We start from the raw sequence: 24,417 nt of genomic DNA on the forward strand, positions 1-24,417 counted from the left end.
AAATTAGAGGTGAAACAGATGAAGAACTTTGATGTATCAGTGTTGTCAGTTGCCCCATTAAGACAAGGGGAAACCATGAAGCAAGGAATTGATTCTGCGGTATCGTTGGCGAAAGCAGTCGATGAAATGGGCTATAAGCGGATCTGGTTCGCGGAACACCATAACCACGATGCCTATGCAAGTGCTGCTACGGTCTCAATCGTCCAACATATATTGGCTAACACAGAAAACATCCGTGTGGGTTCAGGGGGAATCATGCTGCCGAACCATTCGCCGGTGGTCGTAGCGGAACAATTTGGAACCCTCGAAACCTTGTACCCAGACCGTGTGGATTTAGCGTTAGGCCGGGCGCCGGGAACAGATCAAAAAACGGCGGACGTGATTCGGCGATCCAATCACAATGGCGTGTTTTTCTTTGAACGGGAAGTGCGTGATATTCTGCGTTATCTGGGGGATGAAGAAGGCCAAGGAGAAGTGCGCGCCTACCCTGGCCTCGGTACCCATGTACCAGTGCTGATTTTGGGCTCCTCAACCGGTTCAGCCGAAATTGCTGCGAATCTGGGTCTCCCTTATGCGTTCGGAGCACAATTTTCACCAGAGGCAATGGAGGAAGCGCTCGCCATTTACCGGGAAAATTTCCGGCCGTCTGCTTATTTGGAGGAGCCTTATGTGATTGCGGCCATTAATGTCATCGCAGCGGATTCAATGGAAGAGGCAGCTTTTATTGCCGCCAGCCATTTGCAGGTGTATATCGACATTTATACAAACAACTTAAGCCAGCTTATCCCGCCGACTGAGAACTTTCTCGAATCGTTGTCCCAATTTGAATTGGAAATCCTCCACCACCGGCTTGGATATACCATCATGGGCGATGCAGAAACGATTCGCCGTGAAGTGATCAATTTCCAACAGGCCTACCAAGTGGATGAAATTATTGCTTTATCCAGTATCTATGACCTTGAAAAGGAAATTCGTTCCTATGAAATTTTCAAGCAGGTCAGCGATGCCCTATTCGAGGCGGAATCCGCAACAATTTCAAAATAAGAGAGAAAGAGCAATGCTGAATTTAGCACAGCTCTTTCTTTTTTTATGAGTGTACTTATCCAAAAGGTTTTATTGCTGAAACAGCTGTTATCAATTCTGCTGCTGAAAATTGCATTCAGTGTGTTCCGATTCTGGTGTTGTCTGTGAAATCGCGCTTCTTCAATTGGATATCTGATATAATTTATTCACTATCAGCACTTTTATTAAAATGAAATTTGGTGAGCCCAATGAGTGAAAAGAAACAAAGAAGCCAGGATGAAGCAGCGTTAAAGAAAATCTTGTTATCCTACAAAGAGGAAGTAAAGGAAGACCGATTGCCGCAACGGGCGTATATCATCATTCGCAAAGCGATCCGGAACCTTCAGCTGCAGCCCAACGAAGCTTTCTTGGAACTTGAAATAGCGGACATGCTGGAAATGAGCCGGACACCGATCCGCGAGGCTTTGATCCGGTTGGAAATGGATGGCTGGATCAAGTTGATGCCACGCAAAGGATTTAGCGTGGAACCGATCATCAAAGAAAATATCGAGCAAATCTGCCAAATTGCCGAAGCTTTGGATGGAGTGGCAGCGGAGCTGGCTACGCAGAATATGGATGAAGAACGCTTTGGAATGCTGGAATCTTTAATTGATCGGCAGGAAAAGCATTTGCTCGAGAATAATTTAAAGGCTTACACAGATATAGACGACCAATTCCATAACCTGATTGTGGATTATTCGCAGAACAAGCGGCTGAAAACGGTGATGGACAGCCATTCCGACCAACTGTATCGTGCACGGCTGTTCACGATCAATGAGCGGAAGCTTCCTACCCGCTCCATTTTGGAGCACCGGGCAATCGTTGCGGCAATGAGGGCAAGGGACAGCAAAGCGGTACAAATGCTGATGCTTTCGCACCGGCATCGCGGAAACCAGGAGATCTTGAAAATTATTGACAGTAAATGAAGGAATACCAGACGGGATGAAGCGCTTCTTAGCAGGAGCGTTTTTATTTTATAATAAAATAAAGTATACGTAATCAAGCTTTTTAAATTAATTTTTATATTTAATTCGCATTTAATTGACTTTTACGTATACTTTAAGTATTCTTTAGATAGATTTTAAATTCGGAAATGGGGGTTTCAAGATGAAGATAGTAGATATCAAAGAACAGGTAGTGCCGATCAAGTCGAGCATCAGCAATGCGTATATCGATTTTACGAAAATGACGGTTTCGGTTGTGGCGATTGTGACGGATGTTTTTAAGAACGGCAAACGGGTCGTAGGGTACGGGTTCAACTCAAATGGCCGTTACGCCCCGAGTGGCATCCTGCATGAACGGTTCATCCCCCGCTTGTTGGAAGCGGAAACGAATGATGTCCTGAATGATGATGGCACCAATCTGGACCCCCATAAAATCTGGGATATCCTGATGAAGGGTGAAAAACCTGGCGGCCACGGCGAGAGGTCGGTTGCGGTAGGGACACTGGATATGGCGGTATGGGACGCAGTCGCGAAAATCGAAGAGAAGCCTCTGTATCAATTGCTGGCAGAGCGCTACGGAGATGGAAAGCCGGATGACAAGGTCTTTGTTTATGCGGCCGGCGGCTACTACCAGCCAGGCAAAGATGACAAGATGCTGCAAGATGAAATGACGGGATACCTAAATATGGGGTACTCAGTGGTGAAAATGAAAATCGGCAATTCGTTGGAAGAAGACATCAGACGGATCGAAGCTGTGTTGGAAGTGGTGCCATCCGGGCAATCGCTTGCAGTGGATGCCAACGGAAGATTCGATTTGAAAACAGCGGTCGCATATGCAGAAAAGCTGGAGCCGTATAATTTGTTCTGGTACGAAGAAGCAGGAGACCCGCTCGATTTTGAACTCCAGGCGGAACTTGCCAAGCATTATAAAAATCCGATGGCTACGGGGGAAAACCTCTTTTCCATGCAGGATGCCCGAAACCTTATCCGGTACGGGGGCATGCGGCCGGACCGGGATTACCTTCAATTCGACTGCGCGTTAAGCTACGGGCTTGTGGAGTATTTGCGGATACTCGATATGCTGAAGGAAAATGGCTGGTCTTCCCGCCGGTGCATTCCGCACGGCGGCCATCAAATGTCTTTGAATATCGCTGCAGGCTTGGGCCTTGGCGGAAACGAATCGTATCCGGGAATTTTCGAACCCTTCGGCGGATTTGCGGATGACATTCCGGTCGTAGACGGCTATGTCGGGCTGCCTGACGTTCCGGGAATCGGCTTTGAAACAAAAGGGCCTTTGATCAAGCTGCTTCGTTCGGTGGCTGAATAAGTTATTCCATATGCACTAAAAATAAAAGGATTGAGTGCCGTTTGCGGGCGCTCAATCCTTTTGTTTTTTACTGATGTTAATTTCGTCAGCACACGGAATCAGTTGATTTGGGAACCGACAATCCGAACAGGGGCCGGATGTATAACGCGACGAAAGTTCCGGCTAGGGCTAAGATGCCCCAAATATAGCCATGAAGGCTGAAGGAGGCGATGCCGCCGAAGTACGCGCCGATGTTGCAGCCGAATGCCAGGCGCGCGCCGTAGCCCATCATCAGTCCGCCGACGACGGATGCCGCAAAATTACCTGCAGTGACTTTGGTGAATTTGAACAATCCGCCGGCTGCTGAAGCGATAAACGCCCCAATGATGACGCCGAGGTTCAGGACAGTGGTGGAATCCGTGAAAATGGACGCTTGCAGCGATGCGGCATTGGCGCCTTGCCAATAGCCCCAGCTTGCCACGTCAACACCGAATGCACTGGCGATTTTGGAACCCCATAACGCGAACGCGGACGTAATGCCCCAAGGCGTACCGCGCGTCATGAGCGTCAAGGCGTTGAGGACCGCCAATACAATCGCAGCGGCAAATAGGGGCCATGAGCCGCGGAAAATCCGTTTCCAGCCCCTTTCTGTCGGGAGCGGTGCCATTTTCGGCGCTTTTTTCTTTTTCTCGATGACTAGTGTCAGCCAAGCGATAAAGCCAAATAGCGCAATGGACACGAGCCATGCGCCGCCGTAGCCGAGACCAGTGGACGTCGCCAATGAAACGGGTTCGAATGCAGGCATTTCTTCCGTCCAGAACGGCAAGTGATAAGCGCCGATTGTGGCGCCGACGATAAAGAATACAAGCGTCACGAACATGACCGTGCGCCCGCCGCCAACAGCGTAGAGTGTGCCGGAAGCACACCCGCCGCCGAGTTGCATGCCAATGCCGAAGATGAAGGCGCCGACGACCAGGCTAACGCCTACCGGCGACACGTATCCGGCAACTGGACCACCGAAGAAGGTGGCGCCATATGCGAGAATCGGTGCAAACAGCGTCACCGCGATTGCCAGCATCAGCATATGCGAGCGCATCGCCTGGCCATTGCCGACAGACGCCATGCGGCGGAATGCGGACGTAAAGCCGAAACGGGCATGAAATAAGGTATAACCCAGCAGCAAGCCGATGCCCAATAGCATGGGCTGGGAGATGTGCTGAGTTGCCAGCAGGTAAACGAACAACAGGATGGCGGCGATGACGCCCCCTGAAATCAGTGTTTTTTGTGGAGCATTTAAAGCAAGGCCATCTCTTTCGATGGGATCCTTTGCTTCATTGATTGGTTGAACTCTAGTGGTAGTCAATTGCATAACACCCTTTTCCTATCAATTTAGTCGGAATAATTCATAATGATAGAACGTATGGGATTGCAAGTCAACTTGTTAAGCTTGTTAAATTATTTAGCGGCTCATGTTTATACGCTGAAATGAGTTGAAGAAATTCAAGTCGGGGTTTCAACATTCAGGGAAAACTATAGGTACTTGTTCAATCCTCTATACACGTCCACGATGTCATTCAGTTTGATCCGCACAAGGCCGCTCGAAGAGGGCGCGACAAACTCAATTGCTCCGGGGACGACCGGATCTTCCTGGACGCCCCAATCGATCTTTTTCTTTTGGCTGAACTCCTTATAGACACCTTTGCCGACAAAGCACACAGCGTTCGGCCGGTATGCTTCGATTTTCTTGCGCAGCAGGACAGCGCCTTCTTTGTATTCTTCTTTTGTGATCTCCGCCGCTCCCCGTGTCGGCCGCTCGACGATGTTCGTGAGCCCGTAGCCGAGTTGGAGCAGTTCGCGGTTTTCGTGCGGCGCAAACTTTCTCGGCGTCAGTCCCGCTTCGTGGAGGATCTTCCAGAAGCGGTTGTTCGGATTCGCGTAGTGGAAGCCGGTTTCGGATGAGCGGATGCTCGGGTTAAAGCCGACAAACAGGATTTTCAATTCTTCCTGCAGGTGGTCTGGGATAGGTTCTAGGTGCATGTTGGTCACTCCTTGTGTAGGAACATTATATCGAAGTTTCCCGTTTTTATTCGGTTCTAAGCTTTGAAAATGGGCAAGAAAAAACGTTTCCTCTTAGCCGCAGCTAGGAGGAAACGCAATTTTCAATAGGTTTTATTGGCATTAGTATTTATAAGACTGTCCGCCGTCGATGGTGATGACGGAGGCATTGATGAAGCGCGAGCTGTCGGACAGCAGGAAAGCGACCAGGTTGCCGACTTCTTCCGGCTTGCCGAAGCGTTTCATCGGGTTGACGCTGACAAATTCCTTGCCGGCCGCTTCCCAGTTGTCGCCGGCCATCTGCTTCAAGGAACCTTCGACCATCGGCGTCATGATGGCGCCTGGTGCGATGGCGTTGATGCTGATGCCGTACTGGCCGTATTCTACGCCGGAGTTGCGGGTCAAGCCGACAACGCCGTGCTTGCTCGCCGCATAGCCGGACTGGTTGCCGACGCCGCGGATGCCGCCGACGGAAGCCGTGTTGACGATCGAGCCGGAACCTTGTTCTTTCATGACTTTCAAGACATACTTCATGCCGAAGAAGACACCGTTCAAGTTGACGCTGATGACTTTCTGAAATTCATCGGAGCCGTAATCTTCGGTCAGGTTCTGCTTGCCTTCGATGCCGGCGTTGTTGAAAAAGCCATCGATCCGGCCGAATTTGTCGATCGTGAATTGAACATAATTCTGCACTTCTTCTTCGTTCGTGACGTTCGCTTCGAAAACTTCAACTGCTGCGTCCGGCGCTGCGTCGAGCACCTCTTTCTTGCTTTCTTCCAGGGAGTCCTTGTTCATGTCGACAAGGACAAGCTTCGCCCCTTGCTTGGCAATGGCCAATGCCGATGCGCGCCCAAGCCCAGAACCGCCGCCTGTAATCAATACAACTTTGTCTGTGAAATCAATCATTTCTGAATCGCTCCTTTTTCTTGGAATAAAAGACTGAATGTAATGTACACTTTAAGTGTAAGCCGTACAAAAAACGGGCTCAATCAGTAGAAAAGCCGGAGGTGTCGAATAAGTCGACACTTCATAAAAAAGTGTCGATTTTTTCATTGGGGGCAAAAGGCGATGAAGGACAACAAACGGAAAAATTCTCCGCAAAACGAACGGACCAAACACCACTTGAAACAAGCGTTTACCGAACTGATCAACGAGAAAGGCTTCAGCCATGTTTCGGTCACCGACATTGTCGACCGGGCGCAGTACAACCGGGCGACGTTCTATCTCCATTACTTGGACAAGCCGCATATCACGGAAGAATTGAAAAGGGAGATGTTCCAGCAGATCAAGCGGACCGGCATGGAGCTCTATACGCCGGGCAAACGGATTGACACCAAAGCGATGGACACGGATTCATTTGAACTCGTCACATTCATCTATGACAACCGCTCGTTTTTCAATCTGTATCTGATGGAAGACACGATTCCGGGGCTGTACCAGGAATTGCCGCAGGCCATTTTCGAGATGCTTCAAGAAGAGTTCACATTTACAGCAGTGGGTGCGCACGACATCAATTCGCCCCAGTTCAAGCTGTACATGGCGCACGGCACCGCTGGGCTGGTCCTCGACTGGGCAAGGAAGGGCTATATGGAGTCGCCGAAAGAAATCACGTCGCAGCTGATCCATATCCTGCAGGCGTTCGCGAGCGGATTTACGGTATCCGGACGCATATAGTCCGTTGCGGCGCCCTCGTTTTGATTGGAGCAGAAGTGCTTTCGGGTTTTTTTCTATATCACACATTCTCTGGAGAAATCGTGTTTGTCGCCTCCTATTTAAGTGAATAGAAAAGAGAGAAGGCCAAGCACCTGGAAGACATCTGAAGAATCGTGGAAGGAGTGGTACTGCATGAGTATGCAGCACATAACGGAAAAGGATCTGGTAAGAGATGAGTATGGAAATTACTACAAAGTGGTAGGGCTACATATGGATGGAGAAACGCTGAAAGCCCTCGAAGTTTCAAACCTGTATTTTGAGCTGTCGTTCGAAAGTTCAGCAGACTCGATCGGCGAAGGCAATGGATCGAAGCCAGTTGGGGTTTTCCTGCAGGAACGGCTGAACGCTTATATCGAGGATATCCAGCAAAGAGAGCGGCCGATTTACGGCATCCGCGATTTGATGGTCAATAGGATCAAAGTATACGCGGTCGACATTACGCAGCCGCATCCGAAACGGGATATGTTAGTGTAAATGATATTGGGAAATAGGAATGGGGCTGTGCCGCTGGAGTTGGCGCCTCCGTTTCCATCAATCGTTTATAGTATATGGAAAAGGCCAGAGGAGAAAAAGCACTGCTTTTCTCCTTTGGCCTTAAATTATGGCCTTTTTGGACAGCCCTTTTTCTTGTTTATTCTAATCCGACCATTCTGTCAGTATCTCTTAAAAGCTTTCTCGTAGTTGTTACGGATAGCATTATAGGCAATGCGATTCTATTCACTAAAGGCGCATCGGCCTTAAAATCCAGCGTATCAAATACTTCAGCGTAATGGTTTTTCCATTCCGTCACCGACGTTTCTTTGTGTTCTTTGTCGTTTATGAAATTAACTAGGACAAGCCAAGCTGGAATATTCAACTCCCGGGATAAAAGGGCCAAAAAAGAGAGCCGGCTCGCCAATTGTTTATACTTATGGATCCAAGGATCCAGTTCGGAAGCCGATCCAAATGCATCCTGTGCCATTTTAAGCAACTCTCTTAGCTGTTCTTCCCTCATTTCTGAACTATCTGCTGATTCGGATATGATTTCAGCAGGATGTGCTTTTGCTTCTACGAGTATAATTCCTAATTCGTTTTTCTTTCCTTTCACAAGAGCAAGCCCATCCCATACCGGGCCTCTCACTGGCCAATACTGTTTGATGAGCTTTCTCGCCTCGATCAATTGTTGTGGGTCTTGGACCAAGTGTTCTAGAAAGCCATCGTCATATTCAGTGCCTTTATCATTTGCTAGTGTATAAATCCATTGCAGCTTTCTAGCCGGATCGGCAAAAATAAGAAGCGAAGGAGAACTGGTAAATATTGCATTATCAATTTCTTGCCTATGGTGATTTATATACTCCTGCAAATGAAACTGACTTCCTTCATGTGCTTTTGCCATTTCTCTTCCTCCATTCTGAAAGTGGAATATAAAGCATATGCTATAACACTTGCCTGCGACTATCTAAATAAATTCGTTAACAAGCTTTCGATATCCTTTTTTTATTTTCATAATCATGTTATTAATAAAAACGGGAAATGCCCAAAAGTCCAACTTCGCAAACCGATTCAGCAACACCAAGCAAACTGCTCAACTTAATAAAAATGAAGAATAAGAGATCCGATAAATTCCGTCCAGCAAAAATCGGAAGGTGGTATTCTATTTCCCTTACTATCAGTAGTGAAAGGAGGCCGGTACATGAATATGCTCAAAAACATGAACGATGCACTGCAGTATATTGAAGTGCATCTTGAGGATGACATCGATTTTGGAAAAGTGGCTTTGCTCGCCGGTGTTTCCGAATATCATTTTCGGAAACTATTTTCCTACCTGTCAGGAATGAGCTTAAGCGCGTACATCCGGAACCGGCGGCTTTCAAAAGCGGTTATTGATCTGCAGCAAGGCAATGAGCGGGTAGTAGATATTGCCTTGAAGTACGGCTATGATTCGGCAGACGGCTTCAGCCGTGCATTCCGGGAATGGTCCGGAATCAACCCCTCGGATGTGAAGGACAGCACTGTGTTCAAGGTGTTTCCGCGCCTGACTTTCCAATTGACCTTGCAAGGAGGAATGAATATGGAATACCGTATTGTAGAAAAAGAAGCATTTAAATTGGTAGGAATCAAAAAACGGGTGCCCATCGTGTTCGAAGGACAAAATTCGGAAATCTTAAAAATGGCGCAATCGATTACGGAGGAGCAGCGGGAGCGGCTTCAGCAAATACGCAACACCGATGTGAAAACGGTGATCCATGCATCTTTCGATTTTGATGACGGACGCTTGGAAGAAAAGGGGGAGCTTGATCATTTGATCGGCTCGATCACCACAATTGAGCAAGATTTTGAAGAGTTCGATGTTATGGAAGTTCCGGCGGGCACATGGGGGATATTCAGCACGGAAGGACCGTTCCCGCAAGCGCTGCAGGAAATGTGGGCTAAGATTTTTTCCGAGTGGCTGCCTTCATCGAATTATGAACTGGTGGATGGACCGGAGATATCGTTCAACGGGGATTTTGCGGATCCGGTGAACGTCTATAGCGAAGTCTGGATACCGGTGAAAAAAATGGATTGAAAGAAGAGCTGTGCCATATCGGGCATGGCTTTTTCCTTGTTTTAGAAAAAGGAAGCCGATCGCTATTTAAGGTGTTCAGTTTCGAATCCATTTTCTTGGACCGCTGGCAGCGGGCGCTGCATTTCCTGCCTTTCTTTTGGAGTCCAAAAAAGACGCTGTCTATGCAAACTGGTGAGCGGATGGAATTTCCGATAAACTGGAAGAAGAATTGGCAGACAAAGAGGAATGGGATGAGACGATGTTTAAGATCATGATCGTAGAAGACGATGCCACAATAGCCGGCGTGCTTGCAGAAGAGCTGCGGAAATGGAACCACGAAGCAGTGCTCGTCGAGGATTTCAGCCGGGTGATGGAAGACTTTAAAGAACAGGCGCCGCAGCTGGTGCTGATGGATATTTCGCTGCCGTCGTTCAACGGCTATTACTGGTGCCAAGAAATCCGCAAAGTGTCACAGGTGCCCATCATTTTCATCTCCTCGCGGAATGAAAACATGGATATCGTCATGGCAATCCAGATGGGCGCGGATGATTTCATTTCCAAGCCGTTCGATTTGACGGTAGCGGTGGCCAAGACGCAGGCGCTGCTCAGAAGAACCTATGATTTCAAGGAAGCGGAGAACTTCCTTCATTTTAACCGGACCGTTTTGAAGCCCGGGGAGTCGAAGCTGCTGAATGAAGGCAAGGAAGTCGATTTGACGCGGACAGAATTGAGGATTCTCGAGCAATTGTTTTTGCAGAAAGGCGAATATGTGACCCGTGAGGAAATCATGGTCAAATTATGGGAAGATGAATCGTTCGTCGACGACAACACATTGGCGGTCAACATTGCCCGGCTCCGGAAAAAATTGGCGAAGGCGGAACTGGCCGACTTTATCGTGACGAAAAAAGGCGTCGGGTATGCCCTCAACAAGGAGGCGGCTCATGAATAAAGAAATCCTGAGAAGCTTCTTGCTCGCTGTGCGTTCCCAGCTTTTCGTTTTCTTCGGAATCCTTACTGTGTTCGGCATGATTTTCGTGCTCAACCGGCAGCCTTTCGGGTTATTTCTGTACGGTGCGGAGTTGGCCGTGTTCCTGTTTCTTATTTATTTGATCGTCCAGTACACCCGCTACCACGGCAGGTACAAGGCCATCAAAAATCTCCAGCCGGCGAACGCGCGGACACTGGAGGACCTTTCGAAAAGCGCCGATCCCATCGATGCGCTTTACGAGGAAAAACTGGCATCGCTGCTTCAGGAAAACCGGGAACTCGAAAACCTGCATGCGGCACGGCAAGCCGATCAGCTCGATTACTTCACGCTTTGGCTGCATCAGATCAAAACGCCGATCGCAGGCATCAGCTTGCTGAACCAAGGTTCGCTGTCGAAGGAGGCCAAGCAGATTTCCCAGGAATTGCTGCGGCTCGAAGATTATACCCATATGGCGCTCAATTACATAAAGCTTGAAGATTCCGGCGCGGAGCTGGACCTGGCGGAAGTGGACCTCGACCCCATCATCAAAGGGGCGGTCAAAAAGTATTCCATCCTGTTCATCTACAAAGGCATCAAGCTCGACTATCAACCGGCCGGCATGCGCGTATTGTCGGATGGCAAATGGCTGCAGAATCTCCTGGAACAGATTTTGTCGAACAGCCTGAAGTACACGGCGAGCGGCACCATCTCCATTTATGCGGCTCCCGGAAAAGAAGGGACCCTCGTCATCGAAGACACAGGCATCGGCATCCGGCCGGAAGACGTGCCGAAAATCTTCAATAAAGGCTATTCCGGTTTCAACGGACGCTTGCACGAAAAATCGACCGGGCTCGGCCTGTTCCTCAGCAAGAAAATCTGTGAGCGGCTTGGGCACAAGCTCGACATCGAATCGGAACCCGGCAAAGGGACCCGCGTACTGATCCATATGTCGCGAAACGAAATCGAGGTTTTTGATTGATTGGGAGCGCGGAGAAGATCCATATTATATTTTAATCGACACTTCTCAGAAGTTAATCGACAGTATCGGTATACGGTGAAGTAGTGATTTTTCATTCTCGATATTCCGCAAAACAGCTGCGCTTGCCGCGGGCTCGCGTCTAAGCCTCCTCAGTCGCTTCGCTCCCTGCGGGGTCTCAGCCGTCTCGCTATCCCGCAGGCGTCTCCGCTGTTTTGCTCCATATTTAGATAGTGCTCAAAAAAGGATAGAGTTATTTATTTTTGATGAACATAACCAGCGCCGGCGCGTCCAAGGGCTAGGCGAAGCTATGAGACGAGCGGTCTTCTCGGCTCATGGCGAAAGCCATGCCCAAAGCGCCAAAGCGGCATATCAACCATCTCTTCATCAATTCACCGTATCCCAAAACTTCCTATCTTACGAAATCGTAAGATTCCTTTGCCCATTGTAAGAATAGGTACAGGCACCCCTTTCACCCGTCCCGTATCATTAATTGCAAGGAGGGGTTAGCAATGACCTTATTGGAAATCAAGAATCTAAAAAAAGTATATACAGCACGTTTCTCGAATCAGCAGACAGAAGCCTTGGCGGCCGTCAATTTCTCCGTGGAAGAAGGGGAGTTCGTGTCGATCATGGGCGAGTCGGGATCCGGCAAGACGACGCTCTTGAACATCATCTCCACGCTCGACGATGCAACAGGCGGCGAGGTCTTCCTCGATGGCCAGCCGCTGTCGCGGATCAAGGACCGGGAAGTTTCGGCGTTCCGCAGAAACACGCTCGGCTTCGTCTTCCAGGACTTCAACCTGCTCGATAATTTTACGATCAAAGACAACATCCTGCTTCCGCTCGTACTGTCAAAGACGCCGGTTGCCGAAATGGAAGCACGCCTCACGCCGGTTGTCCGGAACCTCGGGATCGAAGCGCATATCGACAAATTCCCGTATGAAGTATCCGGCGGCCAGAAACAGCGTGTCGCTGTAGCGCGGGCGTTGATCACGCAGCCGAAAATTATCTTGGCGGACGAGCCGACCGGCGCACTCGATTCAAAAGCGTCGCAGAACTTGATGGAGACCTTACGGGGCATCAATGAAACCGGCCAGACGATTTTGATGGTGACCCACAGCACGCGGGCAGCGAGCTATTCGAAACGCGTCCTGTTCATCCAGGACGGTGCCGTCTACCACGAAATCTACCGCGGAAATGCCTCTGCGGATGCATTCATGGACCGCATCGCCCAGTCGCTGAAAGTGCTGTCGAGCCGGGGTGAGAACGATGAATAACCGCTTTTTCTCATCGCTCGCGCTGCGCAACATCAAGTCGAACCGGCAATTGCACATCCCGTATTTATTGTCATCGACCACCATCATCACGATGTTTTTCCTGATGGTATCCCTATTGACCAATAAATTCGTGCAGGAGCGCTCCAGTTCGCTGCCGATGATGTTTTCGATCGGTGCCGCCGTCATCGGCATCTTTTCGTTCATCTTCATCCTTTACACCAACAGCTTTCTCATCAAGCGAAGAAAAAAGGAAATTGGCCTTTACGGGATACTGGGGCTTGAGAAAAAGCACGTCGCGAAGATCCTGTTCTTTGAAACGGTGTTCACCAGTTTGCTGAGCATTGCGGCTGGATTGGTGGCCGGCGTCATTTTCGGCCGGCTCGTTTTCATGCTGCTGAATTATGTGCTGCGGCTGCCGGTCGATATCGTCTATTCGACGTCGCTTTTGAGCGCCGGGGTGACTGCCGCCCTTTTCTTCGGCATCTTCGGCATCACGTATCTATATAACGTCAGCCAATTCACCTTCGCGAATCCGATCAAGCTGCTGAAAGGAAAGCAGGAAGGGGAGAAGGAGCCGCGGGGATCGGTAATCCTGTTCATATTATCAATCATCTTCATTGCCTGGGGCTACGGCATCTCCTTGACGATCCCGGATCCGCTCAGCGCGCTTTCCCGCTTCTTTTTTGCGGTGCTGCTCGTCATCATCGGCACCTATCTTTTGTTTGTTTCCGGCTCGATCTTCATTTTAAAAGCGATGAAGAAAAACAAGCGCATTTATTATCAGCCGGGCGCGTTCATTTCCATCTCCGGCATGCTTTACCGGATGAAGCAGAATGCAGTCGGATTGGCGAACATCTGCATTTTGGCATCGATGGTCATCATTGCGGTTTCGACGACTGCAACTATGTTCATCGGGGCGGAAGAAACTTTGGAAAACCGTTACCCGTATGAGAACAATCTCTCGCTCTTCGGCGATCCCGAAAACATCGGGGCAATGAATGCACGCTTCCAGGAAATGCAGGAACAGGCACGGAAGGAAACGGAAGCGGCGGGACTCCAAGTCGAAGGGATGGAGAGCTATCGCTACTTGAATATGTTCGGGCGGTTGGATGGACAGCAATTCCGGTTCGAACAAAGTTCTCCGGGGTCGGACCTGCCTGTGTTCATGGATGTCCTGCCGCTTGAGGACTTCAATGAAATGAGCGGCAATTCGTATGAGCTGGCAGACGACGAAGCGCTGTTCTATCACTCAACCGGAACCTATACGGAGGATGAGCTGGCAATCGGCGGGCAGACGTACAAGTTGACTGCAATTGACAACGAGTTCAGCGCGAACATGGCACTCACCGAATCGATTGCGCTCGTGCTGCCGGACGTCTCGCATCTTGAAGGGCTGAAAAAAGCTTTCGAGCAGCAGTTTCCAGACAACACATTCTCGACGATTGACGTCAAGATCGGCTGGAACACAAACGGTTCCGAAGAAGAAAAGCGGGCATTCGGAGAGGGGATGCGCGAGAAATTCGGCATCGGAAGAGTCAGTGCCACCAATTATGAATCCCGCATCCTCCAACGGGAAGAATGGTTCAGCATCAACGGAGGGTTCTTGTTCCTCGGAATCTTCCTCGGGCTCCTGTTCACGATCGGCACGGTGCTGATCACGTACTTCAAGCAAGTGTCTGAAGGCTTCGATGACCGTGAGAAATTCCAGATCATGCAAAAAGTCGGCCTGGATAAGGAAATGATCGAAGAGTCGACACGTTCCCAGATTGTCTGGATGTTCTTGCTGCCGATCGCCATCGCGACGATCCATGTGATTTTCGCCTACCCGATTGTGCGGAAGCTTCTGTTGATTTTCGGGGTCACGAACGATATCACCTGGCTTCTTTCATTCATCGGCGTGGTCGTTGCGTTTGCCGCGGTTTACTGGATGATTTACCGGGTAACGTCGCGGATTTATTATAGTATTGTGCAATAAACCCCAGGCCGCTAACCAAAAAGGGCTGCTGTCCATTGCGGCGGACGCTTTCCGCGGGCTTGCGCCGAACTAACTAAGAACTTGTGCTCCTGCGCAAGCTCGTCGCAAATACTTGCCCTCGCAAGCTTCGGTCAAGCATTGACTGGCGTCCGAGTGGATTTCGGCGCTTCGCTATCCCGCAGGAAAAACCGATGCTCCTGTCTCTGCATCGCTTCGCTAGCTTCGAGACATGAAAGGGCGTTGCATCGCTTCGCTGCTTCGTTGCAAACAAGTTGGCCGAACTGCCTTCGTCCAACTTGCTCGCCGCCTCCATTCCCAGCCATTATAGAATAAGGAAAAGGCCAAAGAAGAAAAGCATTGCTTTTTCTCTTTTGGTCTTTCGTATTGGGTTTTTGGACAAACTCTATTTCATTGAGGGGTCCAAGCCAGCCGAACGCTCATAAACATCGCTTGAACGCTCATCGGCAAGCCGCGAACGCTCATAAGCTCCCGGCGAACGCTCATAACGCCACATGTGTCCGGCTTTCTGGGTTCATCGTGTTCAAACCGGGGCAGAATCTGTAGAATGGACATATACAAGAGAAACTTGAACCCGGAAAGGAGCACGACTATTGTGAAAGAAGAAATCCCTTTTTCCAAAGATATTGCCCTGGCCTTCAAGAACGAGCCGCCCGGATCGTGGCTGCTGGATTTGCCGGAGGGCTGCATCCGCTTGAGTTCCGGCTACCCGGAGCCATCGCTGGTGCCGGTCGAACAAGTGAAATCTGCGGTAGTGCGCCTGCTTGATGAGGAAGGCGATCTGCCGCTCCATTATAAAGGCAGCCCAAGAATGCCGAAGCTTGCTGTGATGATCCAGGAACGCATGGCGAAGCGCGGTGTTGATTTGACTGAACAGGAGATTTTGGTCACATCCGGCGCTTGCCAGGCCATTGATCTGGTGTCCCGCGTCCTGTTGGATTCGAAAGCCGTTGTCGCACTTGAAGCACCGACCTATATGGAAGCGCTCGAAGTGTTCGGGAATTACACGGAACATTTCATGAACGTACCGGTCGATGAACACGGCATGGATACCACACGGTTTGCGGAAATGCTGGCGAACCGGAAACGGGAAGGGCTGACACTTCCGCGCATCCTCTACACGATTCCGACGTCGCAGAATCCGACCGGCACCACAATGACCCAAGATCGCCGCGAGCGCCTCATCGAACTTGCCGAAGAATACGGGTTCTTGATCCTGGAAGATGATGCATACGGAGAATTGAATTTCGGAGACGCGCCGCGCCTATTAAAGGCAATGGACCGCGGGAACCGGGTCATCCATATCGGTTCGCTGTCGAAAGTGGTGGCGCCTGGCATGCGCATCGGCTGGGCTGCCGGGCCGGAAGAAATCATCACGACGATGAACTGGTTTAAAAAAGACCTTCACCATCCGTTCGGCCAGGCGACGATGACGACATTCCTCGAGAACGTCGATTTTGATGCGCATGTGGAAAAGCTGTCGGCCGCCTATAAGCGGAAATGCGAAGTGATGACTGCCGCATTGGAGAAATTCCTGCCGCCGGCGGTCACGTGGTACAAGCCGAAAGGCGGATATTTCGTGTGGGTCAGAATCCCGGGGGGCGATACCATGGAGATGCTGCCACAGGCACTCGATGCAGGCGTGTCCTATGTGCCGGGGAATTACTTTTTCCAGAGCCCTGAAAACAACGAATTCCTCCGCTTGTCCTTCAGCTACGCAACCGACGAAGAAATCGTCAAAGGCGTCGAGCTGCTAGGGGAAGTGGCGGGAAGGAACATCTGAGAGCAGGAAGATTCTGAGAATAAAACATAAAAAAGGAGCGGCCCTTTCACGGGGCCGCTCCTTTTTTGTGTCATGCTTTCATTTCCTTATGGGTGAACGGGCATTTGCCTTGGATCGGTTCGCTGTCGTCGCCGATGAAGAACTGCTTCCATTCGTTATGCGTCGGGTCGCCGAAATGGCTGATATCCGGATGCGTCGGGAGGTGGTCCCAAGCTTCCACGCGGGCGCGGACTTTCTCGCGCGACATGACGCCGCCCCGTTCCGTGCCTTTCAAGCCTTCGAAGATGCGGCGCGGTTGGAAGCCGAGCACCATGGCATTCCCAAGGTCGCGCGTTTTCCGCTGCTTGTAGGCCGGCGTATTCCCGAAAACGAAAATCGGCTCGCCGTTGAACGTGAAATCCCATAAATAATGGTCGGGATCGCGCGGCGCTTCTTTTGGCCATTCGGTATCGTCGACATCGTGCATGTACTGGAGCAAATCCCAGAACTGCTTGCGGTATTCATCCAGCGTGCCTTCGGTTTCAAACGGCTCAACGAATACGAACAGCCCATGGCGTTTATGCTTCGGATCGTTGAACAACTCAAGGAAGCTCGATACGGCTTCGGGCAGGTTCGACCAGTCGTCCTGGGTTATGTATGCATACCGGAGTTCGCCTTTCAATTCTCCTCTCATCCCGAAATAGCAGGGGAATGTTTTGTCAGTCACAGTTTCGTGGAATGTCTGGTATTCCTTTAACAGCCATTCCGGCAAATCCGTCCGGTTCTGGAAATCTTCTTTCGTCAAAAGGGCTTGTGCAGTCGTGTTCAATGAAATTCCTCCAATAAATGAAATAGGTCTATTTAATGCATTTCCCTAAACAAGTACGCAGGAAACTTATAGGAAATAAAAAAGGCACCCCAGATCCTTTGAGGACTGGGGATGCCATCGGTTCAAATACTTGATGTCATTGAATTGTGTACTCGGTCTCCACCGGATAAGCCGGCCCTTGCTTCGGCGTCAGCCAAGCTTCGATTTTATAGGTTCCGGCTGCCAGATCCAGCTGCGGGACATCGAATTCATAGCTCAGCTCTTCCGCTTGCTTGATGGTTTCTTCGCCCAGCGCCTGGGTATAGGTGCTGACGGATGAAAACAGGAAGACTTGTTCATCGTTTTCGTTATAAAGGGCGAAATCATAGCGCTGCCCGCTCGTGAAATCGAATGTCACCGCTTCTTCGGTCTGGTTCTTCAAAGTGTAGCGGTATGAATCATCATCCAATTGTTCGATCGTTGCCACGACTTCCCCGGCCGTAATGCCGCCAGAAGAGCCATTTTCCAAATCCGGTTCTTCATTGGCGCTTTCTGTCGTTCCGCATGCCGCCAAAAACAGCGCCAAAAGCAGCCATACGCCGAGCCATAAAAATTTTTGCATAAGATTCCCTCCTTCTAAGGGGTTTTCAATAAGACCGTTCGGACTGGGTAAAAGTTACAACGGATTGGGTATTTGATGAAATATTAACGTTGAGCAGAGCTTATCCCGCTTCGGCGCGTCCGCGGGCTAAGTGAAGCAAGAAGACAGGCGCCCGTTGCCTGGCTTCTTGCGGTAGCTATGCCCCAAGCGGGCGGAGCGGAGTAAAAGATGATTCCTTATTTTTCGATACATATGAGTCCAACTCAACAAAAAACGCCCTGCAGCCTCTTCGGCTGCAAGACGCTCCTTCACTTATCTCATGTAATCGAAGATTCATAAATCGTCTGGATTGAATCTGCGAGCATTGCATTGAATTCCTCATCGGACTGGCTGGCGTTGACGCCTTCGGACAATCCGCGCGAGAAGCTCGCAATCAGGCCGTTATTGGCTTTCAGTTTTTCATTCGCCTCGTTTCGCGTATAGCCGCCGGAAAGGGCAACGACGCGGATGACGCGCGGGTGGTCGATCAATTCCTTGTAGAAATTGTCGACGGTCGGGATTGTCAGCTTCAGCATGACGTTCTCGTCTTCGCCGAGCGAATCGAGCAAGTTGAGGAGTTCCTGTTTCAGCAATTCCTCGGATTTTTCCTTGTCTTTGCTGTGGATATCGACTTCCGGTTCGATGATCGGCACCAGGCCGGCTGCGAGAATCTGCTTCGCCACTTCAAATTGCTGCTCGACGACTTTGCGGATGCCGCCCGGGTTCGGTTCTTTGATGACCGAGCGCATCTTCGTGCCGAAGATATTGCGTTCATTGGCGCGTTTCAACAGGTCATCCAGGTTCGGAATCGGCTTCATCAGCTGCACGCCGTCTTCTTCATCGGCCAAGCCTTTATCGACTTTCAGAAACGGCACGACGCCTTTTTCTTCCCATAGATAATCCGGCGTGTATTTGCCTTCGACTTCACGGTCCATCGTCTGTTCGAATAGGATCGCTCCGATGATTGAATCCGACGTGAACGATGGGGCAGTCATGACGCGTGTGCGCATTTCATGGATCAGGTCATACATTTCGTCTTCATTGGAATATTGGTCTTCGTTGACGCCATAAAGCTTCAGCGCTTTTGGCGTACTGCCGCCGCTTTGGTCTAGTGCGGCGATAAAGCCTTTCCCGTTCTTCACACGATCGAATTGTTGTTGATTCATGATCCCAGCTCCTTAGATAAATTTTTTAGAAATTTGCTCTAAACGAAAGCCTTTCATTGATTAGTTTATCAATAAAAGACAGTTTCATCAAAATGTTTCACCATTTAAACCTTACCCCTGTCAGGTCTTCTGAAACGCCCCACAGACGCTGTGCCGCCGCTTCATCTTCTGCGGAACGGTGCGGCGTGTCAATCGCCGGGAATCCTTTGCGGCGCCCTTTGCCGTCGGGGCCGATGTATTCGCCGCCTTTCAGGGAAGGATCGGTTGCTGCATAGATGGTCGGCAATGCGCCCATATGCGCCGGCTGGAAAAACCGGTTCATGAGGCCTTTGAAAATGCCAGTGGCGTCCCGGTTGCCGATTTTGAATAAATTCGTCGCGGAAATGCCCGGGTGGCATGCGATGCTGATGGCGGAAAGGCCGTGCGCTTTCAAGCGCTTGTCGAGTTCTTGCGCGAACATCAAGTTGGCCAGCTTGCTTTGCCCATAGAACTTCATCGCTTTGTAGCCGTTCGAACCATCGAGGTTGTCAAAGAAGATGCTGGCGCCGCGGTGGGCCAGGCTGCTGACCGTGACAATGCGCGCGTCCTTGGTCTTTGCGAGAAGCGGCAGCAGGTGGCCGGTCAAAGCGAAATGGCCCAAGTGGTTGCTGCCGAACTGCAGCTCAAAGCCGTCTTTTGTTTTGGAGTAAGGCGGTGTCATCACGCCCGCGTTGTTGATCAGCAGATCGAGCGAATCGTGCCGGCTGCGGAAACTTTCCGCGAAAAACCGGACGCTTTCAAGATCGGACAAATCGAGCTGCATGACTTCCACGTCCGCTTGGCGGTTCATATTCAGGATAGCGTCGCGTGCAGCCTGTCCTTTTTCGGTATTCCGCACCGCGAGGATGATCCGGGCGCCGCGTGCTGCAAAAACCATTGCGGTCTCGAGCCCGATGCCGCTGTTCGCCCCCGTGATGATGGCGGTTTTTCCGGATAATAAATTGGGGTTCATAACATCAGCTCCTAATTTCTGTATAAGGTTCTTCTAAACGTATCATTAGGGAGCGTGAGGAACAAATGGGAAGGCTTTTTGGATTCATCGGCATTTTGCTAATGGTATAATTGAAGCAGAAGAATAGAACCCGCATCAGCAGTTCGGAACGGGTACAGAACATGCTTCAATCGAATAAACGGAGGAATAGAGAATGAGTGAAGAGTGGGGAAGCGGCGGATATGATGGCGGCATGTTGGGAGATTCAAACAAGAAGAAGAGCTCCGCACGTACAAGAATCCCCAGATTTAAAAAAATCAAAAGAAGCCGGTCGCGCAGAAGAGGGAGGCGCCCGGAAGAACAAGACGCCGAGACCCATATAGTGATATGGGCAGCAGCCGCTTTTTTGTTATCAGCTTTTATGCAGGCAGAGTGGATTGCCATTTCTTATTTTATGAGTTTTGTTTTGTATGCGTTCCTTACAAAAGATATCGAGCCGTTAAAATTTCTGTCGAATGCAATATTAATTGTAGGAATTCTGTTTTTTATCGCCCTTACACTTGTCCAGGCCATTAGTTTACTGGCTGATTCTGGCTTCCTAAAAGATCCGGCGACCGTAAGGGCTTATAAATATATCGTCGGGATACCTGTACTGAGTTGGTCCCTCGTCCGGATAACAGAAGCCATGATCGACGGACCGCAGAAACACGAGTTCAAAAGCTAAGATATACATAAGCAATAAAAAGGGGCTGTCTATAAAGCCCAAAACGAAAAGACCAGAGGAGAAAAACAATGCTTTTCTCCTCTGGTCTTTTCCTTATTCTATAACGGCTGATGGGAATGGAGGCGGCGAGTGCAAACATTGTGCTCCTGTCCCTGCATCGCTGCGCTAGCTTCGGGACATGAAAAACCGTTGCAGTGCTGCGCACTTCGTCGCAAAGCCAATGACCGAACTACCTTCGCTCATTGGCTTTCCAGCGGGCCAGCGAAGTGCCGAATTAACTCGGACGCCAGTCAATGCTTGACCGAAGCTCGCGAGGGCAAGCATTTGCGACGAGCTTGCGCAGGAGCACAAGTTCTTTGTTAGTTCATCGCAAGCCCGCGGAAAGCGTCCGCCGCAATGGACAGCAGCCTTTTTGGACAGCCCCTAGTCGTTCATGCACCGCGGCGGAGCACTTTTTGCAAGAATTGCTGCGTGCGCACTTCGGTCGGGCGGGTGAAGATGTCTTCGGGTTTTCCTTGTTCGACGATATGGCCGCCATCGATAAAGATGACGCGGTCGGACACGTCGCGGGCAAAATCCATTTCGTGGGTGACAATGACCATTGTCTGGCCTTCCCGCGCGAGTTCCTGGATGACCGTCAGCACTTCGCCGACCAGCTCTGGATCGAGTGCGGAGGTCGGTTCGTCGAACAGCAGGAGGTCCGGTTTCAGCGCGAGGATGCGGGCGATGGCGGCGCGCTGTTTCTGTCCGCCTGACAATTGCTCGGGATACTGGTCCTTATGGGCGAGCAGCCCGACTTTTGCCAGCAGCGCTTCGGCTTCGGCAATGACTTCCTGCTTGTCCCGTTTCTGTGCGATGAGCGGCGCTTCGATGATGTTCTCGATGACCGTTTTATGCGGGAACAGGTGGAAATGCTGGAAGACCATGCCGGAATACTGCCGTATGTCGGTTTTCTGTTTTTTGCTTGGGGCTTTCCCGGTGAACGCCACATGCACCTGGTTGATTTGCAACGAACCCGCAGAAGGGGTTTCGAGTAGATTCAAGCACCGCAACAGCGTCGTTTTCCCGGAACCGGAAGGACCGATGATGCTGACGACTTCGCCTCTTTGGATCTGGAGCGAAATCGATTTCAGCACTTCGTTGTCTTTGAACTTCTTGCTCAAGTTTTCCACTTTGATCATGCGTTTTCCCTCCAATCAGGTTGTGACATAGCGGTTGGCTTTTTTCTCCAGATAGTCCTGCAGCAGGGTGACGACTGTGCACAGCCCCCAATAGATCAGGGCCACCAGAATATACAGCGTCAAACTTTCATAGGTCTGCCCGACGATGACTTTGGCGCGGTAGAACAGTTCCGACACCGTGATGACCATCGCCAGCGACGTCCCTTTGATGATGTCCATGAAGACGCTCGACAGCGGCGGCAGCGCAATGCGCGTAGCCTGCGGAAGGATGATGCGGCGCAGCGTCTGCCAATAGCTCAAGCGCAAGGTTTCGGCCGCTTCCCATTGGCCTTTGGCGACCGACGAGATGGCGGAGCGGATGATTTCCGCCGTATAGGCGGAAAAATGGACGCTGATGCCAATGATGGCGGCGGTCAGCGGCTTCATCTCGATGCCGACCATCGGCAAGCCGAAATAGAGGATGAACAAAATCACCAGCAAGGGTGTGCCGCGCATGAACGAGATGAACAAGCGGGCGGCGAATGAAAGCAATTTGAATTTATTCATGCGGGCAAGGGCGACAAACAAGCCGAAGACCAATGCGAAAAACATGCTGATCAACGCGATCCATACGGTGTCCCGCGCTCCCATTAAAATATAGGGGAGGGAGTCCAGCGCAATTTCGATATTAAAAAGATATTCCCATTTAAAGTCGGCCATCTGAAGACTCCTTTACGTAATTATGTATGAACAGGGAACCCGGAGGCTCCCCGAAGGGTTTATTCCTTTTCCAGGGGCTGGGTGACATCGTCGCCGAGGAATTTGATGGACAAGTCTTTAAGCGTTCCGTCAGCGAGCAGTTCTTCCAGTGCAGCATCAATTTTTCCCTTCAGTTCCGGGCTGTCTTTCGGCAGGACGATCGCGCTGCTGCTGAATGAGAACTTCACGCCTTCCGCTAGTTTCAGGCCGGGCTTGTCGTACTGCTCGAGCGAGCGCTTCAGTACGAGGTAATCGTTCAGCGTCGCGTCCACGCGGCCGTTGACGATTTCCGGAAGGACTGTGTCAGAACCGGTATAGACGATTACTTCCGCGCCTTGTTCGCGTGCGTACTTCGCGTAATTGCTGGTCGCCGAACCGCCGACTTTCTTGCCTTTCAAATCTTCCACGGATTCAATGCCTGAGTTATCGCTTTCCCGGACAATCGCAGAGCCGTAAGAATGTTTGATTGGCACCGTGAAATCAAATTTTTCTTTGCGTTCATCGGTAACGGCAAAATCATTGGCCGCAATGTCGATCTGCCCATTCCGCAGGGCCGGCAAGAGGCCATCGAATTCCATTTCCTTGAACTCGACTTCGACGCCCAGTTTCTCACCCAATGCGCGGGCGACTTCCACGTCATAGCCTGTCAGTTCTTTTGTTGTTTCGTCATGGTATGTAATCGGGTAATAAAGTCCTTCGGTGCCGACAACGATTTTGCCAGCTTCTTCGATCCGCTCCCACGAATTTGGGGCTTTGTCTTCAGAAGCGACCGCCGAACTGCTGGACTCTTTGCTGCCGCAAGCCGCCAGCAAAAGACCGATTGCTGCAATTAATAAGACCAATAAAGTGCTGTGTTTAATTTTCATTTTTTTACCATCCTTTCATATCAGTTTACTTGGTTTTAGCTTTACAGAATTGCAGCTTCTCATGAGTTTCGGACAAACAAAAAACCTCTTCCATAAGAAGAGGTTGGCATTTGAAATACAAAAATGTCCTGCTCTTCTTATCTCTCAAGCTTCTGCTTGTTGGATTTGGCACAGTACTCGTTTCCGAGTCCGCTGCCGAGGTTTCGCAGGGCCAATCCCTCCACCTCTCATGATAAGAACGAATCACTATTCAGCTATAACGGTAAGATTACCACCGTTAAGATAGGGCGTCAACAGAATTTTCAAGCGAATTTTTTGGAAATATTTTAATTTCGAAATGAAAGCCCTTACAAATAATTGGAATAGTTCACCGATTGAAAGGCAAGCGCTGAAAGGGTTAAAGGTGCTTGGAAATGAATCGGAAAGTGTGGTGAGAAGTCAGGTCTAGGCATCCCCGGAAGAAGATGGAGGCGGCAGAAGACTGGCCGACTCTAAAGTTTAATCGATTTACTTGGAAGAAATCGACTGCAGAGAAGAGGCCTTCAAAATATTTGCTTTCAGACAATTTTAATTGCGTTCGTGGGCCGGTTATTTGCGTTCAACAAAATTCGACACTAAAATCGGAACCTAAGCCCCTTGGTTTCATGCTTTTCGCGCTGCGAAAAGCGCCAATTCTTTTGGCATCCGTCTTTTATGCTCGCTTAGAGAAATTTATGCTCGTTCGTGGACCGCTTATGCTCTT

Annotated in this window: 23 protein-coding genes and 1 riboswitch; of the genes, 12 read left to right on the forward strand and 11 right to left on the reverse strand. The window is 50.2% G+C overall.

Annotated elements, in window-relative coordinates; all coding sequences use genetic code 11:
• Positions 1-18: 18 nt before the first annotated feature.
• The 3 genes from ACTL32_RS11055 to ACTL32_RS11065 all read left to right on the forward strand — a co-directional run bounded on the left by ACTL32_RS11055 (position 19) and on the right by ACTL32_RS11065 (position 3,333).
• Complete coding sequence (locus ACTL32_RS11055) at positions 19-1,044, forward strand: LLM class flavin-dependent oxidoreductase (protein ID WP_441341531.1); 1,026 nt, start codon at positions 19-21, stop codon at positions 1,042-1,044.
• A 227-nt stretch (positions 1,045-1,271) separates the two neighbouring features.
• The gene (locus tag ACTL32_RS11060) at positions 1,272-1,988 is read left to right on the forward strand and encodes a GntR family transcriptional regulator (protein ID WP_441341532.1); all 717 of its coding nucleotides are present in this window, start codon (positions 1,272-1,274) and stop codon (positions 1,986-1,988) included.
• A 181-nt stretch (positions 1,989-2,169) separates the two neighbouring features.
• Entirely contained in the window at positions 2,170-3,333 is a 1,164-nt protein-coding gene (locus tag ACTL32_RS11065; RefSeq protein WP_441341533.1) for a mandelate racemase/muconate lactonizing enzyme family protein, read from the forward strand.
• An 85-nt stretch (positions 3,334-3,418) separates the two neighbouring features.
• Here the strand turns inward: ACTL32_RS11065 and ACTL32_RS11070 are convergent, their stop codons facing one another.
• From ACTL32_RS11070 to ACTL32_RS11080, 3 genes are all read right to left on the reverse strand, one after another.
• Entirely contained in the window at positions 3,419-4,675 is a 1,257-nt protein-coding gene (locus ACTL32_RS11070; RefSeq protein ID WP_441341534.1) for a YeeE/YedE family protein, read from the reverse strand.
• Positions 4,676-4,842: 167 nt separating this feature from the next.
• Complete coding sequence (gene mug / locus ACTL32_RS11075) at positions 4,843-5,349, reverse strand: G/U mismatch-specific DNA glycosylase (protein WP_441341535.1); 507 nt, start codon at positions 5,347-5,349, stop codon at positions 4,843-4,845.
• Between the two features lie 141 nt (positions 5,350-5,490).
• A complete protein-coding gene (locus ACTL32_RS11080) occupies positions 5,491-6,273 on the reverse strand; it encodes a glucose 1-dehydrogenase (RefSeq protein ID WP_441341536.1) in 783 nt (260 codons plus the stop codon).
• A gap of 162 nt (positions 6,274-6,435) precedes the next feature.
• Here ACTL32_RS11080 and ACTL32_RS11085 point away from each other — a divergent pair, with 162 nt between their 5' ends.
• Entirely contained in the window at positions 6,436-7,041 is a 606-nt protein-coding gene (locus tag ACTL32_RS11085) for a TetR/AcrR family transcriptional regulator (RefSeq protein ID WP_441341537.1), read from the forward strand.
• A 171-nt stretch (positions 7,042-7,212) separates the two neighbouring features.
• Positions 7,213-7,554 (forward strand): hypothetical protein, encoded by a 342-nt coding sequence (locus ACTL32_RS11090; protein ID WP_441341538.1) that lies wholly within the window; start codon positions 7,213-7,215, stop codon positions 7,552-7,554.
• Between the two features lie 157 nt (positions 7,555-7,711).
• On the opposite strand, the gene ACTL32_RS11095 is transcribed toward ACTL32_RS11090, so the two are convergent.
• A complete protein-coding gene (locus tag ACTL32_RS11095; protein WP_441341539.1) occupies positions 7,712-8,455 on the reverse strand; it encodes a hypothetical protein in 744 nt (247 codons plus the stop codon).
• 297 nt (positions 8,456-8,752) lie between these two features.
• On the opposite strand from ACTL32_RS11095, the gene ACTL32_RS11100 reads away from it, so the two are divergent.
• From ACTL32_RS11100 to ACTL32_RS11125, 6 genes are all read left to right on the forward strand, one after another.
• A complete protein-coding gene (locus tag ACTL32_RS11100; RefSeq protein ID WP_441341540.1) occupies positions 8,753-9,625 on the forward strand; it encodes an AraC family transcriptional regulator in 873 nt (290 codons plus the stop codon).
• 238 nt (positions 9,626-9,863) lie between these two features.
• The gene (locus ACTL32_RS11105; RefSeq protein ID WP_441341667.1) at positions 9,864-10,553 is read left to right on the forward strand and encodes a response regulator transcription factor; all 690 of its coding nucleotides are present in this window, start codon (positions 9,864-9,866) and stop codon (positions 10,551-10,553) included.
• Positions 10,546-11,550, forward strand: a complete 1,005-nt coding sequence (locus ACTL32_RS11110) for a sensor histidine kinase (protein ID WP_441341541.1) — start codon at positions 10,546-10,548, stop codon at positions 11,548-11,550. The genes ACTL32_RS11105 and ACTL32_RS11110 overlap by 8 nt, the downstream gene beginning before the upstream one ends.
• Positions 11,551-12,059: 509 nt before the next feature.
• Positions 12,060-12,827: an ABC transporter ATP-binding protein gene (locus ACTL32_RS11115; RefSeq protein ID WP_441341542.1), complete on the forward strand. Its 768-nt coding sequence runs from the start codon at positions 12,060-12,062 to the stop codon at positions 12,825-12,827.
• On the forward strand, positions 12,820-14,802 hold the full coding sequence (locus ACTL32_RS11120) for an FtsX-like permease family protein (RefSeq protein WP_441341543.1): 1,983 nt from the start codon (positions 12,820-12,822) through the stop codon (positions 14,800-14,802). The genes ACTL32_RS11115 and ACTL32_RS11120 overlap by 8 nt, the downstream gene beginning before the upstream one ends.
• Positions 14,803-15,415: 613 nt before the next feature.
• Positions 15,416-16,603, forward strand: a complete 1,188-nt coding sequence (locus ACTL32_RS11125; protein WP_441341544.1) for an aminotransferase-like domain-containing protein — start codon at positions 15,416-15,418, stop codon at positions 16,601-16,603.
• A 70-nt stretch (positions 16,604-16,673) separates the two neighbouring features.
• On the opposite strand, the gene ACTL32_RS11130 is transcribed toward ACTL32_RS11125, so the two are convergent.
• The 4 genes from ACTL32_RS11130 to ACTL32_RS11145 all read right to left on the reverse strand — a co-directional run bounded on the left by ACTL32_RS11130 (position 16,674) and on the right by ACTL32_RS11145 (position 20,187).
• Complete coding sequence (locus ACTL32_RS11130; protein WP_441341545.1) at positions 16,674-17,411, reverse strand: YqcI/YcgG family protein; 738 nt, start codon at positions 17,409-17,411, stop codon at positions 16,674-16,676.
• A 136-nt stretch (positions 17,412-17,547) separates the two neighbouring features.
• Complete coding sequence (locus tag ACTL32_RS11135) at positions 17,548-18,012, reverse strand: BsuPI-related putative proteinase inhibitor (protein WP_441341546.1); 465 nt, start codon at positions 18,010-18,012, stop codon at positions 17,548-17,550.
• Between the two features lie 296 nt (positions 18,013-18,308).
• Complete coding sequence (locus tag ACTL32_RS11140; RefSeq protein ID WP_441341547.1) at positions 18,309-19,196, reverse strand: fructose bisphosphate aldolase; 888 nt, start codon at positions 19,194-19,196, stop codon at positions 18,309-18,311.
• Positions 19,197-19,293: 97 nt separating this feature from the next.
• The gene (locus ACTL32_RS11145) at positions 19,294-20,187 is read right to left on the reverse strand and encodes an oxidoreductase (protein WP_441341548.1); all 894 of its coding nucleotides are present in this window, start codon (positions 20,185-20,187) and stop codon (positions 19,294-19,296) included.
• Positions 20,188-20,380: 193 nt separating this feature from the next.
• On the opposite strand from ACTL32_RS11145, the gene ACTL32_RS11150 reads away from it, so the two are divergent.
• Positions 20,381-20,890: a hypothetical protein gene (locus ACTL32_RS11150; RefSeq protein WP_441341549.1), complete on the forward strand. Its 510-nt coding sequence runs from the start codon at positions 20,381-20,383 to the stop codon at positions 20,888-20,890.
• A gap of 431 nt (positions 20,891-21,321) precedes the next feature.
• On the opposite strand, the gene ACTL32_RS11155 is transcribed toward ACTL32_RS11150, so the two are convergent.
• Genes ACTL32_RS11155 through ACTL32_RS11165 form a run of 3 tightly spaced genes read right to left on the reverse strand, consistent with a single transcriptional unit; the run spans position 21,322 to position 23,675 of the window.
• Positions 21,322-22,071 carry an amino acid ABC transporter ATP-binding protein gene (locus ACTL32_RS11155; protein WP_441341550.1) on the reverse strand — a complete coding sequence of 250 codons (750 nt, stop codon included), beginning with the start codon at positions 22,069-22,071 and terminating at the stop codon, positions 21,322-21,324.
• Between the two features lie 15 nt (positions 22,072-22,086).
• Positions 22,087-22,770 (reverse strand): amino acid ABC transporter permease, encoded by a 684-nt coding sequence (locus ACTL32_RS11160; protein ID WP_441341551.1) that lies wholly within the window; start codon positions 22,768-22,770, stop codon positions 22,087-22,089.
• A gap of 59 nt (positions 22,771-22,829) precedes the next feature.
• Complete coding sequence (locus ACTL32_RS11165; RefSeq protein WP_441341552.1) at positions 22,830-23,675, reverse strand: transporter substrate-binding domain-containing protein; 846 nt, start codon at positions 23,673-23,675, stop codon at positions 22,830-22,832.
• A 134-nt stretch (positions 23,676-23,809) separates the two neighbouring features.
• A riboswitch (SAM riboswitch) is annotated at positions 23,810-23,914 on the reverse strand.
• Between the last annotated feature and the right edge of the window lie 503 nt (positions 23,915-24,417).

Source organism: Planococcus sp. FY231025, from assembly GCF_052078085.1.
Taxonomy (GTDB): domain Bacteria; phylum Bacillota; class Bacilli; order Bacillales_A; family Planococcaceae; genus Planococcus.